Source organism: Leifsonia xyli subsp. cynodontis DSM 46306 (assembly GCF_000470775.1).
In the GTDB taxonomy this organism is placed as follows: Bacteria; Actinomycetota; Actinomycetes; order Actinomycetales; family Microbacteriaceae; genus Leifsonia; species Leifsonia cynodontis.
Genome location: NC_022438.1, coordinates 643,198 through 659,932 on the forward strand (window position 1 = coordinate 643,198; position 16,735 = coordinate 659,932).

Genomic DNA, 16,735 nt, shown 5'->3' on the forward strand with positions numbered 1-16,735 from the left:
CCGCTACGCCGCCAGCGCGTGCGCGTCCAGGATCGTGTACGAATAGCCCTGCTCTGCCAGGAACCGCTGCCGGTTCTGCGCGAAGTCCTGATCGACGGTATCGCGCGAGACGAGCGTGTAGAAGTTCGCCGAGAGACCCGACTCCTTCGGCCGGAGCAGCCGGCCGAGGCGCTGCGCCTCCTCCTGCCGCGAGCCGTACGATCCGGAGACCTGGATGGCGACGGTCGCCTCCGGGAGGTCCACCGAGAAGTTCGCGACTTTGCTCACCACCAGCACCGGTGTCGTGCCGTCCCGGAACTCCTGGTACAGCCGCTCGCGTTCGTCCACGGGCGTCGCGCCGGTCAGCTGCGGCGCTCCGAGCGCCTCGGCGAGCGCGTCGATCTGATCCAGGTACTGACCGATCACCAGGATGCGCTCCCCGGCATGCCGCTCGACCAGCCGCTGGGCGATCTCCAGCTTCGCGGGCGCGGTCGCGGCGAGGCGGTAGCGCTCGGCATCGGCAGCGGCCGCGTAGCTCAGCCGCTCGCCGGGCGGCAGGTCGATCCGCACCTCGTAGCAGGCGGCCGGGGAGATGAAACCCTGCGCCTCGATCTCCTTCCACGGCGCATCGAAGCGTTTGGGGCCGATCAGGCTGAACACATCGCCCTCGCGGCCGTCCTCGCGCACCAGCGTCGCGGTGAGCCCGAGCCGTCGGCGGGCTTGCAACTCCGCGGTCAGCTTGAAGACGGGGGCGGGCAGCAGATGAACCTCGTCGTAGACGACCAGGCCCCAGTCCAGCGCGTCGAGCAGCGCGAGGTGCGCGTACTCGCCCTTCCGCTTGGCCGTGAGGATCTGGTAGGTCGCGATCGTGACCGGTTTGATCTCCTTGACCTGGCCCGAGTACTCGCCCACCTCCCCGGCGGTCAGCATCGTGCGCTTCAGCAGTTCGTCGCGCCACTGCCGCGCCGACACCGTGTTGGTGACCAGGATGAGGGTCGTCGTCTTCGCCCTGGCCATCGCCCCCGCTCCCACGAGCGTTTTGCCCGCGCCGCACGGCAGCACCACCACGCCGGAGCCGCCGTCGAAGAAGGCTCCGACGGCCTTCCGCTGGTAGTCGCGCAACGTCCAGCCGTCCTCGCGCAGACCGATCTCGTGCGGAGTGCCGGGTGTGTAGCCGGCGAGGTCCTCTGCCGGCCAGCCGAGCTTCACGAGCTCCTGTTTGAGCTGGCCGCGAGCCCAGGCGTCGACCGCGAAGGTCTCGTCGTCGCGGCGTTCCCGCAGCAGTGGCGCGATGCGCTTGGCCCCGGCCACCTCCGTCAGCACCGCGAGGTCGCTCGAGCGCAGCACCAGCGCGCCCTCGCCGTCGCGCTCGATGACCAGCCGGCCGTACCGGGCGACTGTCTCCGCCATATCCACCGACACGGTCTGCGGGACGGGGAACTTGGAGTAGCGCTTGAGCGTCCCGAGCATGTCCTCCGCCGTGTGCCCGGCGGCGCGTGCGTTCCAGAGCCCGAGCCGGGTGATCCGGTAAGTGTGGATGTGCTCGGGCGCGCGCTCCAGCTCGGCGAACACAGCGAGGTCGTGCCGGGCGTCCTCGGCGTCGGGATGGGCGACCTCGAGCAGGACGGTGCGATCGCTCTGGACGATCAGGGGGCCATCGGACATGACCGATCAGTCTACGCTGCGCAGCCCTTTGACGCTGGAGAGCGGCAGTGTGCGTTCGATGTCCGCCGCGCGGTCCCGGCCGCGCAGCCGGCCGCCGCCCACACCGGTCGGCTCCAGCTGGTAGTCCACGATCCGACCGTCGGGCAGGGCGACCTCCACGATGATCGGCTGGCGGGCGCGCACGGCCTGATCGAGCTGGCGCGCGAGCCACTGCTCGGCGGTGACTGCGCCGGTCGTGTCCGCTCCCGCCCCGCCGTCGGCTTCCCGCAGCCGCGCGACGAACTCCGCGTCCGGGTCCCGGGCGGTGGCGACCGGGGGAGGCGCGACCCGCTGCCGCCGCAGGGCCACCGGCGCTCCCGCGTCGTCTTCGGCCACGACCGGATACCGCGCGTCGCTGAGCGCCCAGTAGACGGCGTCCCGGGGGAGAGGGCTCGTCAGGGTGGCGTCGTCACGCACGAGGCGCAGCGCCCGGAGCGAGTGGTCGACCGCGATCGCCTGCACGAGCGTCGCGTCGGCCGTGTACACGAGCGAGCCGCCGTCCTCGCTCGAGCGCACCCGCACCCGGCCGTGCCGTTCGACCGCGTCCGCGATCAGGTAGTCGAGCGGCTGTGGCACACCTGTCAGCGACACCGCCGCGAGGAAGTCGAGGATGCTCGCCGCCGTCTCGCCTGCCGTGACGGCACGGTCGATGCTGGCCGTGGAGAACCGGAATGTGGAGGCCAGCGCCCGGCTCTCCACCTCCGCCATCGTCCGCAGCCGCGTCTCCACGTTCGGGGCGAGCGGGCCGGGGGAGACGACGGTGAGGTCGTGCTGGAGGTAGACGCGGTCCACCTGCGCAGGGAACAGCCCGGCCAGGAGCCCGGCCGCGGTCTCCGGGCCGCTCGTCACGAGGGCGGTCCCCGCGCTGCTCGGCGCCTGCTGCGCCGTCACACCCAGCCACTCGGCCTCCCGGGTGTGTGCCTCCATCCGGCGCTGGGCCTCCGCGGCCGCGGCCGGGTACAGCCAGGCGATGTGCTCGCGCAGGCTCTCTCCCCATGTGGCGCGGTTGCGACGGGCCAGAAGCGAGCGCAGGCCGGCGGGCAGCGCTTCCCACCAGCCGGCGGCGAGGACGCGCCAGCGGTCGGCGGCGGCCGAATGCAGCCAGCCGGAGGCGGCTTCGGTCGGCAGCCAGCTTCCATCGCCCACGGCGGCGAGCCCGGCGCGCCCTGCGATGGAGAGGACCACGGGCACTACGGACGCCTCCACGCTCAGCGCCTCAGCCAGGCGCTTCGTCGCGGGCAGCGCCAGGCCGCCCTTCTGCAGTTCGCGGGCTCCTCCCCGCCCCAGCTCGGCCAGCAGTTCGGAGACCGCGGCGACGGCCTCGAACGCTCGTTCGGCCGCGAGCCGGTCGGTGAAGCGCTGATCGGCGTCCGGCACCAGTGCGAGCGCCGTCGGCGGCGCGGTGGCGAGCAGTTCCTCTGCGCGGGGCTCGATCGTCGCTGTCACGGCCGGGTAGGCCGCGTACTGGCTGTCTCCGGGATGGACGAGGAAGGCTTCGGCCAGGTCGGCCAGCGCTCCGGCCGCTTCCCGCTCGGCGGCCCCCGCCGTCGCGGGGTGCGCGGCGAATCCGCGTGCGAGGGCCGCAGCGTCGAGGGCGCCGCCCGCACGGCCGAGCAGCGCCAGCGCTGCGAGCCGGGTGCGGTCGAGACCGGTGAGCGCGCGCTGCACGGCCTCGGGATCCAGCAGCGCCTCGGCGAGGTCGAAGAAGTCGGAGACGCCCGTGCGGCGAATCGGCCGGGTGCGCAGCGCGGCGACGAGCCCGGCATCCGGCAGCGCACGCAGCCGCGCGGCCAGGGCGAGCGTCGTGGTCATCGCAGGGACCCGGCGCTGACCGTCAGCGCCTGCTCTTCGGCCCGGCCGCTTCCGTCGCCTCCCGGCGGCGCTGGCGCGCTCCGGCGACGATGATCGCGATGATCAGGAGGAACGCGATGGGGAACGCGACGAGCGGGAAAAGGAACACGGTCGGCCACAGCCCCTCACCGGAGCCCTGCTGGGGCATCCCGCCCAGGGCGGAGCCGATCAGGATGGCCGCGATGCACAGGAGCGAGACCGCGACGAGGGCCGCGGCGATGTAAGAGAGTATCCGCTGGAGACAGGAAACCGGCGGCGGGGTCTGCTGGGTCACGGAATCAAGGATAATTGAGGTTGATCATTCGATCCGCCATGTGAAGTGAGGTTCCCATGCCAACCGGCAAGGTCAAGTTCTACGACGACGAGAAAGGCTTCGGCTTCATCAGCTCCGACGACGGTCAGGAAGTCTTCCTGCACGCCTCGGCGCTGCCCGCGGGCGCCGTGGTCAAGGCGGGGAGCCGTCTCGAGTTCGGCATCGCCGACGGCAAGCGCGGCGCCCAGGCGCTCTCCGTGCGGGTGCTCGAGGCCCCGCCGAGCCTGGTCAAACTGAAGCGCAAATCCGCCGACGACATGGCCATCATCGTGGAGGACCTCGTGAAGCTGCTCGACGGCATCGGCGCGAACCTGCGCCGCGGCAAATACCCGGACAGGGCGCACGGCGCCAAGATCGCCGCCGTGCTGCGGCGCGTCGCGGATGACCTGGATGCCTGAGAACCCCGCGGAGCCCGGCGACCTCCGGGAGCTCGTCGCGGCCATCCCCCTCGCCCGGGCGGCTCTGGCCGAGATCACTCCCGAGTCCACGGTCGGCCAGCCGATCGATCACGTCGTCGAGGCCGGCGACGTCGTCTCCCTGCTGTTCGCCTGCATGCTACCCGGCTACCCCGGCTGGCGCTGGACGGTCTCGGTCGGCCGCGCGGAGGACGGCGTCCAGCCGACCGTGCTCGAAGCCGAGCTGATGCCCGGCGAGGAGTCGCTGCTCGCACCCGATTGGGTGCCGTGGTCGGAACGTTTCGCCGAGTACCAGGCGGCGCAGGAGGCCCTCACGGTCGAGGCGGACGACGACGATGAGGACGAGGACGAGACCGGCGACGACCGGCCCGACGAGGATGAGGATGGCGACGACCTCGACGACGAAGACGACCACGACATCCACGATCTGCACGAGGGGGACGATGTGGACGGCGTCGACATCGACAGCGTCGGGGGCGAGACGGACCCCCCGCTGCCGGGCGTCGACGACGAGGCCACGGACGCCGAGGTCAACGCCGAGCCTGTTCTCCCCGCCGGGGAGGGCGCTGCTTCGTGACGCCGGTCGCCGCCGGGCGGCTCAGCGCCGGCGGGCCCGCCCGGCGCTGAGGGAGGCGAGCCCGAGCGCGCCGAGGGCGAGACCGACGACGATCGTCCAGCGCCACCAGCTCTCGTCCACGGCGCTGAGCGGGCCGGCGAAGGCGAATGTCACAGCGAGGGCGGCGGACCACAGGACGAGACCGGTGAGCACGGCCCGCCGGTCGTCCGTCGGGAGGGGCACCGGATCGGGCCGGCGCTCGCTCTCGCGCAGCCAGAGCCGCACGGCTCAGCCCAGCCGCTCGACCACGTACTCGACGCAGTCGATCAGCGCCCGCACGTCCGCGGGCTCGATGGCGGTGAACGTCGCGATGCGCAGCTGGTTGCGCCCGAGCTTGCGGTAGGGCTCGGTGTCCACGATCCCGTTGGCGCGCAGGGTCTTCGCGATCGCTGCGGCGTCGATCGTGTCGGAGAAGTCGATCGTGACGACCACCTGGGAGCGGTGCTCCGAGTCTTGCACGAACGGAGCCGCGTACTCGACCGAATCGGCCCAGGCGTAGAGCGCGTCCGAGGACTCCTTCGTCCGGGCGCTCGCCCAGGCGAGGCCGCCCTTGGCGTTCATCCACGCGATCTGGTTCTCCATCAGCGCCAGGGTCGCCACGGCGGGGGTGTTGAGCGTCTGGTTCAGGCGCGAGTTGTCGACCGCGTTCTTCAGGCTCAGGAACTCCGGGATGTAGCGGTCGCCGGCGGCGATCCGCTCCACCCGCTCGATCGCGGCGGGGGAGAACAGGCCGAACCACAGCCCGCCGTCCGAGGCGAAGTTCTTTTGCGGGGCGAAGTAGTAGACATCGGTCTCGGCCGCATCGAGGTCGGCGCCGCCGGCCGCGCTCGTCGCGTCGACGACGGTCAGCGCGCCCACGTCGCCGTGGATGCGGCGCACCGGGGCCATCACACCGGTCGAGGTCTCATTGTGCGGCCAGGCATACACATCCACCCCGGGCATCGGCTCCGCGTCGGCCCGCGAGCCCGCGGGCGCTTCGACGATGTGCGGCGCCTGCAACCACGGGGCCGCCGCCGCTTTGGCGAATTTGCCGCCGAACTCGCCGAAGACGAGGTTCTGGCTCCGCTTCTCGATGAGCGAGAACGCCGCTGCGTCCCAGAACGCCGTCGAGCCGCCGTTGCCCACCACGACCTCATAGCCCTCCGGCAGCCGGAACAGCTCGCTGAGGCCCTCGCGCACGCGGCCGACCAGGTTCTTCACCGGGGCCTGGCGGTGGGAGGTTCCGAGCAGCTCGGCGCCGTCTCCGGCGAGGGACGCGATCTGTTCGGGGCGGACCTTGGAGGGACCGCATCCGAATCGACCGTCGGCGGGCAGCAGCTCAGTGGGAATCGTCACATCCGGCATGACAGAAGTTTAGGGGCTGCCGCATCCTGCTGACGGCCACTCGGAATGCCGTCACCGGGCTGCCAGCGGCACCAAGTAGGCTCTAGTGCGACATTCGCGCCCGCTAGTGGAGGGGTCCATGACCGATCTGATCGACACGACCGAAATGTACCTTCGCACCATCCTGGAGCTGGAGGAGGACAACATCGTCCCCCTGCGCGCGCGCATCTCCGAGCGTCTCGGGCACTCCGGCCCGACCGTCTCGCAGACCGTCGGCCGTATGGAGCGCGACGGCCTCGTCGTCGTGTCGGGCGACCGCCATCTCGAGCTGACCGACGACGGACGCCGCAAGGCGGTGCATGTCATGCGCAAGCACCGTCTGGCCGAGCGCCTCCTCAGCGACGTCATCGAGCTCGAGTGGGAGTACGTCCACGAGGAGGCCTGCCGCTGGGAGCACGTCATGAGCGAGCAGGTCGAGCGGAAGCTGCTCACCATGCTCGGCAACCCGACGGAGTCGCCCTACGGCAACCCCATCCCGGGCCTTGGCGAACTCGGCGCCGCCGACACCGCCTCCACCGGGAACCTGGTGAACCTCGTGGAGGCCGTGCGCGCCGCCGATTCCGAGGTGACTGCCAGAATCCGCCGCCTCGGGGAGCCGGCGCAGGTTGATCCCGAGCTGCTGCTCCAGCTCAAGCAAGCGGGGGTGATTCCCGGTTCGACCGGCACTTTCTCGGCGAACGGCTCCTCTGTCGCCGTCCAGATCGACGGGGCCGAGACGGGGCTGGAACTGCCCAACGAACTCGCTGCTCACATCTTCGTCGACGCCTGAAATCTGTTACCCGTTCGTTAAGAAGTCCTCGAAAAGATGTGACAAACCAGGAGTCGTCCCGTATTCTCTTACGAGTCCGAACGGGCCAGAAGCCGGCCCACCAGGACCCCGACCAGGACGCTCCACCCCCCGCATCCCGTCTCCCGGCCGGTGAACCGACGCCAATCGCACACAGACGGGGCGGCCCCAATGCCGCAGGAGCGCCAGGAGGTTGCACGTTGGCACACTCTGACACGCCCGGTCTCACCCAGGACGGGGCCTCTCAGGACCCTCGCTCCACCCCCCAGGATTCCGCTCCCCGCTCTGTCTCGCGCCGGTCCCTCCGCGCCGAGTCAGAGACCGGGACGGTCGCCCGCTCGACACCGGGGCCACCTGGGTCCGCGGCCGCCACCTCGGCCGCTGCCGGTCTGGCCGCCACCAAACCGGCCGGCAAGCGCAAGGGCGGTTGGGTTCTCAATGTCGCGGCGATCGGTGTCGCGACCGGCATCGTCGCCACCATGTCCATCCCCGCCTTCGCCTTCAACCCGGACGACGCCGGGAGCTCGGCTTTCGGCCCCACCGCCGCCGACAGCATGAAGAGGGCGCAATCGCAGAGCGTCGAGGTCAGCGATGTCGTCTCCTCGACCGCCGGCCGCGAGGCGGTCAGCGCGACCACCGAGCAGCAGCTCGCCGCCCAGAAGGCCGCCGCCGCCGCCGAGGCCGCCCGTCAGCGCGCCGCGGTCACGCTGACCCGCTACGCGACCAGCTACTCCGGCCCCTCCGTCCAGCAGTTCCTGGCCAACCCGCCGTACCCGGACTTCAGCCTCGACCGGGTGTTCTCGGTCGCCCAGCAGTATATCGGCACGCCTTATGTCTACGGCGGCGACAGCCCTTCCGGCTTCGACTGCTCCGGCTATATCATGTACGTCTATTCGCAGTTCGGCATCTCCATGCAGCACTCTGTGTCCAAACAGGCCGCCAGCGGCAAGGTTATCGCCATTGCGGACGCGCGCCCCGGCGACCTTGTCATCATGCCCGGCCACGACGGTTTCTACGCCGGCAATGGCAACATCCTGGATGCTCCCACCCAGGGCAAGTCGGTCTCCATCCGGCCGATCTGGACCGACAACTACTACATCGTCCGCCTGGGGATCTGAACACCCGGTGAACTCTGCGGACACCCGCTGAGGAACGGCGTGCCTCGAATAGGAGGTGCGCCGTTCATGCGTTACTCTGATCCCCTGAACGCTGTGCTGAGCAGCCGCGCAGATCGGAGAGCCCCGATGGCCGCAAGATCCTCGGTCGGGTCGCTGCAGGCGACCGCCGAGGTCGAGCGCGGCCTCCTGCCGGGCGTCGTATGCACGCTGCCATCGCGCCACCGGGACTTTCTGGCCTGTCGCCACCATGTCGAGGCCTGCCGCCGCCGTCCGCTGGCGTGCCACCACGCCGCCGCCGTCGTGAAGGGCGCTGTCCGCAAGGACAGTGCCCTTTTCTTTTGCCCGGCGTCACGCAGCGCCCACCCCGTCCACTCGAAAGGTCGCAGGTGAAGACTCTGGTCCTCAACGCCGGCTACGAACCCCTCGCGGTCGTCTCCTTCAAACGCGCCATCGTCCTCGTGATGAACCATAAGGCGACCGTCCTCGAAAGCGACCGCGACCACCCTGTCTGGAGCATCGCCGGCAGCTGGGACCGCCCCTCCGTCATCCTCCTCACCCGCTATGTCCGCATCCCTCACGGCCGAGCCGTCCCGGTGAGCCGCCGGGGCGTCCTCCGGCGCGATCTGCACCGCTGCGCCTACTGCGGCAAGTCCGCCACGACCATCGACCACGTCCTGCCCCGCTCCCGCGGAGGCCGCGACTCCTGGGAGAACCTCGTCGCCTGCTGTCTGCGCTGCAACAACGTCAAGAGCGACAAAACCCCCGCGGAGATGGGCTGGATGCTCTCTTTCACCCCCCATGCCCCCCATGACGCCTCCTGGGTCGTGCGCGGAACCGAGGGCGCCCTCGCAGAATGGCAGGGCTACCTCGCTCCCGCCGCGTGAGGACGGGGCTGCGATCGGCGGTTCCGGCTGTGCCCGGTAGACTCGTCCCGTCCGCCTCTGTAGCTCAGTGGAAGAGCGAGTGCGTCCTAAGCACCAGGTCGGGGGTTCGAATCCCTCCAGGGGCACCTCATGTTCGACGTTCGAACCTGCGGCCGTAGGAATGAGTCATTGGTTTCGCCGAGCGACCTCACGGTGGCTTGCTTCGCGGCGGTCTCGTCGAGGTCGAGGCTGAAGGGTTTCGCTGCGGTGGAGTCGGTGTCGCCGTTTTCGCCGATAGGGATTTCGGTGAAGACGGCTTGGTTGGCGAGTCTTCCGGTGTGGTCGTCGGCGCGGGTGTCGATGCCGGCCATGTCGGTGGCGAGGGTGAGACGCGCGTCGATGCGGGTGCGGGCTTCGGCGTAGTCGTTGTGGTGCTCGGCGAGGCGGGGGTCGATGGTGTCGACTTCGTTGCGGAAGCGGTCGTGGAACTTGGCGAACTCGTCGAGGATGAGCCCGTTGGCGAGGCGGGCTTCGATGAGACGGTCCTGCTCGGTTGCAGTCTGGGGGCGCCTACTGGTGAGGGCGTCGGCGGAGGCGCAGACGCAGACGCAGGCGGTGAGTTGGTCGAGCTCGTGGATGAGCATGTTCCGGAGCCCGTCGCGGGCGGCGGGGGTGCTTCGCTCCGGGTTCTGTTTTTCCGTCGGCCACTCGTTTTTGCCCTCCAGCTCGGGGCTGCCACTCATTTTCGGGCGGCCGGAGCACTCAGGGGTGGCACCCGGTTCGATATTTGCTTGTGAACGTCGGCGATTCGCCCTGTTCTGTTTCCAACGCCCCTGATCAAAAGAGAAAAGTATAGTGCAGACGCTCTTTACCCCCCCGACGACGGTGGGTGTGGGTAAGAATCTTCATCCGGCTGGCCGCTAGCCTCTGCGCCCTCGCCGCTCTCGCTCTCGCCGCATCAACCCATGGCGGTCTCCTGGGCCACCTGGAGCGCCACCAGCACCAACACCGGCGACAGCTGGAACGTCAGCACCTTCTGCACCGCCCCCACCCCCCTCCCCGCCACCGGCAGCACCCGCATCGCACTCAACCTCCGCGGGACCGCCGCCATCGCCGGCGGCCAGAATTTCAGCCTGGCGTTGGCGTCGGATGGCACCGCCTGGGCGTGGGGGTACAACGGCTACGGTCAGTTGCGCAACGGCACCACCACCGACTCCATCACCCCGGTGCGGGTGCAGAGGCTTGGCGGGAGGACGATCACCGCGATCGCCGCCGGCGCGTATTACAGTCTCGCTTTCGCGTCGGATGGGACTGTCTGGGCGTGGGGGGGACAACAGCACCGGCCAGCTCGGCAATGGCACCACCACCAATTCCAGCGTCCCGGTGCAGGTGCAGGGGTTGCTCCTCGCTGTGAATATCAAAGCGACGGGGGTGGTGGTGGGTGGTCGTGCGGCTACGGACATTGTGATGGCTGCGTGTTCTATTCCGACGGTGTTGTTTACGATGCCTGCTGGTTCGGTGGGTGTTGTGGATGTTGTGGTCACCACGCAGACGGGTTCTGGTGGGGCTGGTCCGACGTTGACATATAGGGGGGCGTTTACCTATGACTGAGTGACCGATGTGTAGTTCTCTCTACTGCCCATCACGTATAACCCTTATCCCTTTTTTGATATGAAAGAAGTTCGTATTATGACTGTTTTTGCAACGCGTTCTCAGGCTGGTCTTTTCCGGAAGAAGGTTCGTTTGTCGCGGCGTGCGCGTGTTCTTCGTGCTGGTGCGGTTGTGGCGGTGCTTGCGGTGAGTGGGATCGCGGTGTCGCACTCGGCGTTCAGTGCTTCTGTTTCGAACACGGGGAACTCGTGGTCGACGGGGAGCTTGTCGTTGACGTCTAACACGACGACCGCGGTGTTCTCCCCGACGGGTATTGTTCCGGGTCAGTCGGACAGCAAGGTGATCACGATCACGAACAAGGCTGGTCTGGCGGGTGTGGTCAAGGTTTACGCGGCGAACGCGTCGGATGCTTCCTCGATCGCGCAGTACTTCACTGTCACTGTTACGGAGGGGACGTTGTCGGGTGCCACGTTCACTGCTGATAAGAATGGGACGGTTTATAACGGTAGCCTTTCGGATTTCCTGACGAAGGACGTCTCGTATTCGACCGGTGTTGGTAACTGGACGCTGGACGGGACGGTGGATGTGTCGAAGAGTTACCAGATCTCCTGGGCGATGAGCTCGGCCGCGCCGAACAGTTCTCAGGGCAAGAAGGTCTCCACGGACTTCACTTGGGAGATCCAGAACAACAAGGCGAGCTGAGATGACCGCTGCCAGGCATCACACGAGCGCCCGCGGTGTTCGCCGCATGGTTGTTGTCTCCGGTGACAGGCGCGTCTTTCGGGGCGTGGTGGTTGTCTGGGTGGTCACGGCGAATGTGTGCAGAGCGATCGTGTGGTGCCTGGTGGGTTTGCTGGTGTGGGGGATCGCCCCGTTCGCGATCGGTTGGCATGCGACCACGGTGATGTCGGGCTCGATAACACCGGCGATCCGTGCGGGGGACCTCGTCGTCATCCGCCCGGTATCGGCCGGTCAGCTCCGGGCGGGTCAGGTGGTCCAGTTCGATGACCCCGACAATCCCGGCCGGTTGCGGTTGCACCGGTTGGTGAAGATCCAGGGCGACACCCTGACCACCAAAGGCGACGCGAACGCCCACTCCGATTCCTCACCGGTCACCGCGGGCATGGTCCATGGTGTCGGGGTGCTCCGTGTGCCCGGGGTCGGTATTCCGGTGAAAGCGTTCGCCGAACATAACTACCTCCTCCTCGCCGTCCTTGTCCTCGCCGTTCTCGCCCTCCTTGTGGGAACCCGCCTCGATCACGCATACGACTGGCTCCCCACCGATGACGGACCCGAGGAAGAACCGACCCGGGAAACCCCGACACCGGCAACCAACCACAACCACGACCACGACCACGACCACGACGGTCTCGAGGACCTCCTCGAGCTGGTCGATCTGGCCGCCTCCCGCAACACCACCCACGATGCCTCCCCCTAAGCCCGGAGGTGTCTGGTTATCCGGGCGAAGACAGCGACCGCAGCGAAAAAGGGGGGAGATCACGCGAAGTGAGGACGACAATGCTTGGAATTCAGGACTGGATCGCCGTCATCGACGCGGTGTGTCAAGCGACCGAGAGCGGCCACCTGATCTGGACCGCCAGCGATGACGATCCCGGCAACAGCACCCCGTGCTATATCGCGCGGGTGGGAACCCGCATCGAGTACCGGATCACCGCGGGAAAAGACCACCACCAAACCGAACTCGGCGTCGTCATCCTCTCCCGCAAACACGTCGCGGACACCCCCGTCATCCTCGATCGGGTCACGGTCCAACCATTCACACCAGGGAAGCTGACGCTTTACGACCACCTCGCCCAGCTCTACCACGCGGCGATCCGCAGCGCTGCCGGAGCACCACAAACGCTCGGGGCAACTCTCGTCGAGGAGATCAGCAAAATCACCGCAACACCACCCCTCCCACACCGGACAAGGGTGCAGAGGGCTCTGTGGGAGCGGTGGGTGCAGGTCCGGCCCGTTCCGGCAGGAGACGGTCGTAGCTGACGCGACGCCGATTCGCTCTCAGCCCCGCCCTCACCCTGCACCACCGCCGTCACCGTCGATCGACCTAGGTGTGCTGCTCAGGGACGTTGGTTGAGGTGTGACGCGATAGATGGGTGAGGACCTCCCGGTCGAGAGTGGGGCTGTCTAGTTTCCCTGCACTCGATGACTTAGGAGGTCCTCGTGACCCACGCTAATGCTGCTTTGACTCCTCGCGAATGCCTCCGCCTGGCCCGCCAAGTCGTCGACGACGGCTGGTCCGTTGCTGCGGCGGCGACCTACTTCCGAGTGTCCTGACGCACCGCGGACCGATGGGCTCGTCGTTACGTGGAGATGGGCGAGGCGGGAATGCTGGACCGTTCGTCACGGCCGCATCACAGCCCGAACAAGACCCCGCGAAGACTGGTCCGCAAGGTCGTGCATCTGCGGTGGAAGAAGCGGCTGGGACCAGTCGGTATCGGCGCCCAGCTCGGCATGCCCGCCTCGACCGTTCACACGGTCCTCTCCCGGTGCCGGATCAATCGGCCCAGCCACGTCGACGTCCGCACCGGCGAACCCGCCCGCCGCTACGAGCACGAGCATCCCGGATCGATGATCCACGTCGACATCAAGAAACTCGGCAACATCCCCGACGGTGGCGGCTGGCGCTACGTCGGACGTCTCCAGGGAGAGCGGAACAAGGCCATCACCGCGAAGCGGACCGGGAAACACGGGATCACCGGCGACATGATCACCGGCACAGCGTTCGTTCATACCGTCATCGACGATCACTCCCGTGTCGCTTACGCCGAGATCCACGACGACGAAACCGCCGCCACTGCAATCGCTGTTCTGCGTCGAGCGGTCGGCTGGTTCGCCAGCCGTGGCGTCACCGTCGAACAGGTGCTCTCCGACAACGGCTCCGCATACCGCTCATACGCCTGGCGCGACGCTTGCGCCGAGCTCAGCATCCAACCGAAACGCACCCGGCCCTACCATCCGCAGACGAACGGCAAGATCGAACGCTTCCACCGCACCCTCGCCGACGGCTGGGCATACGCCCGGCACTACAACTCCGAATCAGCCCGCCGCAACGCACTCCCGGCCTGGCTGCACTCCTACAATCACCACAGGCCCCACACCGCCATCGGCAGCCAGCCACCCATCAGCAGATTGACCAACGTCCCTGGGCAACACACCTAGGAGGCGCGCCCCGACACCGGTGTAGACGGCCGCGAGCAGGATCTCGAAGTTCGCGAAGATCGCGAAGACGAGGGGGTCCGGGTTGGGGCCGGGCTCCAACCAGCGGACGACTCGGTCGGCGCGGGCGAGAGCGCCGTCGAGCACGGTGGTGTTGCTCTGGGTCGCGCGCATCCCGAGCGTGTCCCAGTCCTCGCGGATCTCGAAACCGCCGCCCGTGCGTTCGATGAAGCCGTAGACGATCTTCGGACCGTCGGCGCTCGTCGTGTCGAGGCCCATCGTGCCGAGCCAGGTCCAGGCGGGGGAGAGGGAGGTGAAGATCTTGGCGCCGAAGAAGCGGTAGCCGCCGTCCGGCTCCGGGCGGGCCTGCGTCCTCGAGCCGAACAGCACGAGGTCGTTGCCCGCTTCGCTCAGGCCGAAGGCGAACACCTCGCCGGCCGCGGCCTCCCGGAGCACGAACTTCAGCGAGTCGTCGCCGCGGTCGCGCAGCGTCTTGGCGATGCCGGTCCAGACGAGGTGCATGTTCACCGCGAGCGCGGTGGCGGGTGCGGCCCCGGCGAGCCGGACCTGGAGCCGCGCGGTCTGCTCCAGGCTCAGCCCCCGGCCGCCCAGCTCGGTCGGGACGAGCGCTGTCAGGTAACCCGCCTCTGTCAGCTCGGCGAGGTCCTCCGCGAAGAAGCGGTTCTCGGCGTCGTACTCGGCGGCGCGGCCGCGGAATCGTTCGAGACGCTCCGGGGTCAGGATGTCCTGCTCGGTTACGCTCCTTAGCTTAAGGGAGGCTCTCCAGCGGAGGGAGTGAGTTTCTTTGGATCGCCTCAGGGCCAGAGTCGAGTGCGCGCGGCATATCGCTGTCCACTGTCGTCATATGGCGATGTCCAGCGCGGCCGTCGCGGCCACCACGCTTTCATCGATGGCCCCCAGTTCCACCAGCGCCGCCATGGCGGCGGCCCCGATCAGCACGCACGTTGTTTCCTGATGCGATCCTGAGAAGCTGGAGGCGGAGTCCGTCTCGAGTTTGGCGGCGATCCGCTTGTTCACGATCTGAGTGGTTCGTTGCAGAGACACTATCGTTTCCTTATTCCTGTCGTTCGGAGGTTCCGCCCGTCACGCGAGGAGAACGCCAGCGGCGAGCTCGGCGTGTCACGTCAGCGCTGTCTGTCGCACGCCGCTGCGCGGAAGACGTCACGCGCTGCCGCCGACGGTGAGGAGAGCGGTCGCGATGGTGCCGTTCGGGGTGTGTCCGAGCATGGTCCCCACGTCGGGAGCGGGACAGACTCCTTATCGTCATCGTTCGGAACACAGCACACGACCCCCCCCGAATTCGAGTTCTGTCCCACCGTCACACGCGGGGGATGCGCTCGACCAGAACCTATCCGTGCCGCGGGCGATCGGGTGCGCAGCTGAGGGTCATCTCCCGGTCGATCTGAGCGGCAGCATCCGGTTAATGAGAAGCCTTCTCGTTGTTTGGCGCTCCCGATGCGCGGGGGCGCGCTCGGCGGCCATCGGCTTCTGCGCAGACACGTGCCGGTGATGCGGGAGAGTCCGCCTCACCGCTGGCGGCCATGGCCGAAGCGACTCAGCCGGCTAGGACGGCTGCACCGGCACCGGCTCGGTGTCCGGGAGGGGCGAGGCGTCGCGTCCCCGCAGGTCCGGGTGGATGCGGTGCGCGAGCGCTGGCACGAGGAAGCCGACGAACGCGAACCCGCCCGCGATCCAGAACGCGCCGACGGGGCCGCTGCTGTCGATGAGGAAGCCCGCGAGCGCCGAGCCGAGAGCGGCTCCGATGAGCTGCCCGGTGCCGACCCAGCCGTAGGCCTCCGCGGTGTCGGAGAACTTCACGCTCGCCGACACGATCGCGAACAGCACCGCCAGGGTGGGCGCGATGCCGAGACCGGCGACGATGAGCGCGAGCGAGAGGCCCCACCACGACCACAGCATGAAAGTGGAGAGCAGCACGCCGACGAACACGATCAGCATCCGGCGGGCCGTCGCCCACGGTCCGATCGGGATGTGCCCGAACGCGAGGCCGCCCACCAGTGAACCGAGCGACCAGATCGCCAGCACGATCCCCGCGAACGGCGACCCCTCGCCGAAGGTCGCCACCACACCGGCTTCGACCGCCGCACAGGAACCGATGAGGAGGAACCCGACGACCGTCGCCAGCAGCACTGGCGGGCGCGAGAGCACCACGCCGAAGCGCCGCTTGCTGCGCGGGATGCGCACCCGCCCGACCTCGGGGGAGGAGATGAACCAGAACCCGCCGAGCAGCATGATCGCCACGGACATCAGGATGCCCTCGACCGTGCCGATCTGAGTCGAGACGAAGGTGATCGCGACGGGACCGGCGATCCAGATGATCTCCTGCGCGGACGCGTCGAGCGAGAACAGCGGGGTCAGCTGCCGCGAGTTGACCATCTTCGGATAGATCGTGCGGACCGCGGGCTGGATGGGCGGCATACTGAGCCCGGCGAAGAACGCGACGGCCATCGTGAGCGGGATCGGCATCAGCAGGAGGCCGATCGCGGCGACGGCCGCCGCGCACAGGAGCAGCGTCGTCCAGAGCACCGCCCGCATGCCCAGCACGCCCATCAGCCGGCTGGTCATCGGTCCGGCGATCGCCTGCCCGACGCTCATCGCGCCGAGCACGAGACCGGCCGCGCCGTAGCTGTGGTGGATGTGTTCGATGTGCAGGAGGAACGCCAGCGAGAGCATGCCGAAAGGGAACCTGGCGGTCAGCTGCGCGGCGATGATGCGCCCGACCCCGGGTGTTCTCAACAGGCTCGAATAGGTGCTCACGATCTCTCCACTGTATCGGTCGCCCGCCTCGATCCGGAGGGTGGAATCGGCGGCACGCCGGGTGTGGAAATGTGCATAACTTGTTCACATCTGTGGACGACACGCCCACTAGATGTGGGGG

Annotated in this window: 17 protein-coding genes, 1 tRNA gene and 3 pseudogenes; 13 read left to right on the forward strand and 8 right to left on the reverse strand. The window is 68.3% G+C overall.

The genetic code is table 11. The features are described from left to right. Positions 1–3: 3 nt before the first annotated feature. Genes O159_RS03055 through O159_RS03065 form a run of 3 tightly spaced genes read right to left on the reverse strand, consistent with a single transcriptional unit; the run spans position 4 to position 3,808 of the window. Positions 4–1,644, reverse strand: coding sequence for a DNA repair helicase XPB (locus O159_RS03055; protein WP_021754296.1), 1,641 nt, complete (start codon positions 1,642–1,644; stop codon positions 4–6). Positions 1,645–1,650: 6 nt separating this feature from the next. Next, positions 1,651–3,495, reverse strand: a complete 1,845-nt coding sequence (locus O159_RS03060; RefSeq protein ID WP_021754297.1) for a helicase-associated domain-containing protein — start codon at positions 3,493–3,495, stop codon at positions 1,651–1,653. Positions 3,496–3,517: 22 nt separating this feature from the next. Then, positions 3,518–3,808 (reverse strand): hypothetical protein, encoded by a 291-nt coding sequence (locus tag O159_RS03065; RefSeq protein ID WP_021754298.1) that lies wholly within the window; start codon positions 3,806–3,808, stop codon positions 3,518–3,520. Positions 3,809–3,864: 56 nt separating this feature from the next. Between O159_RS03065 and O159_RS03070 the strand changes: the two genes are divergently transcribed. Both O159_RS03070 and O159_RS03075 read left to right on the forward strand, forming a co-directional pair. After that, complete coding sequence (locus O159_RS03070; RefSeq protein WP_021754299.1) at positions 3,865–4,245, forward strand: cold-shock protein; 381 nt, start codon at positions 3,865–3,867, stop codon at positions 4,243–4,245. Further along, positions 4,238–4,840, forward strand: a complete 603-nt coding sequence (locus O159_RS03075; RefSeq protein WP_021754300.1) for a DUF3027 domain-containing protein — start codon at positions 4,238–4,240, stop codon at positions 4,838–4,840. Before O159_RS03070 ends, O159_RS03075 begins: the two co-directional genes overlap by 8 nt. 21 nt (positions 4,841–4,861) lie before the next feature. Here the strand turns inward: O159_RS03075 and O159_RS03080 are convergent, their stop codons facing one another. Both O159_RS03080 and serC read right to left on the reverse strand, forming a co-directional pair. After that, positions 4,862–5,104: a DUF2530 domain-containing protein gene (locus O159_RS03080; protein ID WP_021754301.1), complete on the reverse strand. Its 243-nt coding sequence runs from the start codon at positions 5,102–5,104 to the stop codon at positions 4,862–4,864. 3 nt (positions 5,105–5,107) lie between these two features. Continuing rightward, a complete protein-coding gene (gene serC / locus O159_RS03085) occupies positions 5,108–6,223 on the reverse strand; it encodes a phosphoserine transaminase (RefSeq protein ID WP_021754302.1) in 1,116 nt (371 codons plus the stop codon). A gap of 118 nt (positions 6,224–6,341) precedes the next feature. Here serC and O159_RS03090 point away from each other — a divergent pair, with 118 nt between their 5' ends. The 11 genes and pseudogenes from O159_RS03090 (at position 6,342) to O159_RS03130 (ending at position 13,821) form a co-directional block, all read left to right on the forward strand. Beyond that, entirely contained in the window at positions 6,342–7,031 is a 690-nt protein-coding gene (locus tag O159_RS03090; RefSeq protein WP_021754303.1) for a metal-dependent transcriptional regulator, read from the forward strand. Positions 7,032–7,249: 218 nt separating this feature from the next. Next, positions 7,250–8,167, forward strand: coding sequence for a C40 family peptidase (locus O159_RS03095; protein WP_021754304.1), 918 nt, complete (start codon positions 7,250–7,252; stop codon positions 8,165–8,167). A gap of 386 nt (positions 8,168–8,553) precedes the next feature. Then, entirely contained in the window at positions 8,554–9,051 is a 498-nt protein-coding gene (locus O159_RS03100) for an HNH endonuclease (RefSeq protein ID WP_021754305.1), read from the forward strand. Positions 9,052–9,104: 53 nt separating this feature from the next. Beyond that, positions 9,105–9,176 (forward strand) — tRNA-Arg (locus tag O159_RS03105). Between the two features lie 72 nt (positions 9,177–9,248). Beyond that, a complete protein-coding gene (locus O159_RS13730; RefSeq protein ID WP_081689800.1) occupies positions 9,249–9,827 on the forward strand; it encodes a hypothetical protein in 579 nt (192 codons plus the stop codon). Positions 9,828–9,995: 168 nt separating this feature from the next. Then, positions 9,996–10,328, forward strand: a pseudogene (locus tag O159_RS16705) (hypothetical protein); the annotation flags it as partial. 7 nt (positions 10,329–10,335) lie between these two features. After that, complete coding sequence (locus O159_RS16710; RefSeq protein WP_407929761.1) at positions 10,336–10,641, forward strand: hypothetical protein; 306 nt, start codon at positions 10,336–10,338, stop codon at positions 10,639–10,641. A gap of 270 nt (positions 10,642–10,911) precedes the next feature. Then, positions 10,912–11,343, forward strand: coding sequence for a hypothetical protein (locus O159_RS03115; RefSeq protein WP_144267500.1), 432 nt, complete (start codon positions 10,912–10,914; stop codon positions 11,341–11,343). A 1-nt stretch (position 11,344) separates the two neighbouring features. Beyond that, the gene (locus O159_RS03120) at positions 11,345–12,079 is read left to right on the forward strand and encodes a signal peptidase I (RefSeq protein ID WP_043993421.1); all 735 of its coding nucleotides are present in this window, start codon (positions 11,345–11,347) and stop codon (positions 12,077–12,079) included. An 80-nt stretch (positions 12,080–12,159) separates the two neighbouring features. Then, positions 12,160–12,642 carry a hypothetical protein gene (locus O159_RS03125; RefSeq protein WP_021753961.1) on the forward strand — a complete coding sequence of 161 codons (483 nt, stop codon included), beginning with the start codon at positions 12,160–12,162 and terminating at the stop codon, positions 12,640–12,642. 180 nt (positions 12,643–12,822) lie between these two features. Then, a pseudogene (locus O159_RS03130) lies at positions 12,823–13,821 on the forward strand (IS481 family transposase). Here O159_RS03130 and O159_RS03135 read toward each other — a convergent pair. The 3 genes and pseudogenes from O159_RS03135 to O159_RS03145 all read right to left on the reverse strand — a co-directional run. Next, positions 13,819–14,562 (reverse strand): annotated as a pseudogene (locus O159_RS03135) (acyl-CoA dehydrogenase family protein); the annotation flags it as partial. The pseudogenes O159_RS03130 and O159_RS03135 overlap by 3 nt on opposite strands. 117 nt (positions 14,563–14,679) lie before the next feature. Beyond that, positions 14,680–14,856, reverse strand: coding sequence for a hypothetical protein (locus tag O159_RS14905; RefSeq protein WP_169725652.1), 177 nt, complete (start codon positions 14,854–14,856; stop codon positions 14,680–14,682). 546 nt (positions 14,857–15,402) lie between these two features. Further along, on the reverse strand, positions 15,403–16,614 hold the full coding sequence (locus O159_RS03145; protein ID WP_021754310.1) for an MFS transporter: 1,212 nt from the start codon (positions 16,612–16,614) through the stop codon (positions 15,403–15,405). Between the last annotated feature and the right edge of the window lie 121 nt (positions 16,615–16,735).

Coding starts and splice junctions, on each gene's coding strand:
- O159_RS03070 (WP_021754299.1), top strand. CDS start 3,865: ATGCCAACCGGCAAGGTCAAGTTCTACGACGACGAGAAAGGCTTCGGC.
- O159_RS03075 (WP_021754300.1), top strand. CDS start 4,238: ATGCCTGAGAACCCCGCGGAGCCCGGCGACCTCCGGGAGCTCGTCGCG.
- O159_RS03125 (WP_021753961.1), top strand. CDS start 12,160: ATGCTTGGAATTCAGGACTGGATCGCCGTCATCGACGCGGTGTGTCAA.
- serC (WP_021754302.1), bottom strand. CDS start 6,223: ATGCCGGATGTGACGATTCCCACTGAGCTGCTGCCCGCCGACGGTCGA.
- O159_RS03120 (WP_043993421.1), top strand. CDS start 11,345: ATGACCGCTGCCAGGCATCACACGAGCGCCCGCGGTGTTCGCCGCATG.
- O159_RS16710 (WP_407929761.1), top strand. CDS start 10,336: ATGGGACTGTCTGGGCGTGGGGGGGACAACAGCACCGGCCAGCTCGGC.
- O159_RS03060 (WP_021754297.1), bottom strand. CDS start 3,495: ATGACCACGACGCTCGCCCTGGCCGCGCGGCTGCGTGCGCTGCCGGAT.
- O159_RS03090 (WP_021754303.1), top strand. CDS start 6,342: ATGACCGATCTGATCGACACGACCGAAATGTACCTTCGCACCATCCTG.
- O159_RS03055 (WP_021754296.1), bottom strand. CDS start 1,644: ATGTCCGATGGCCCCCTGATCGTCCAGAGCGATCGCACCGTCCTGCTC.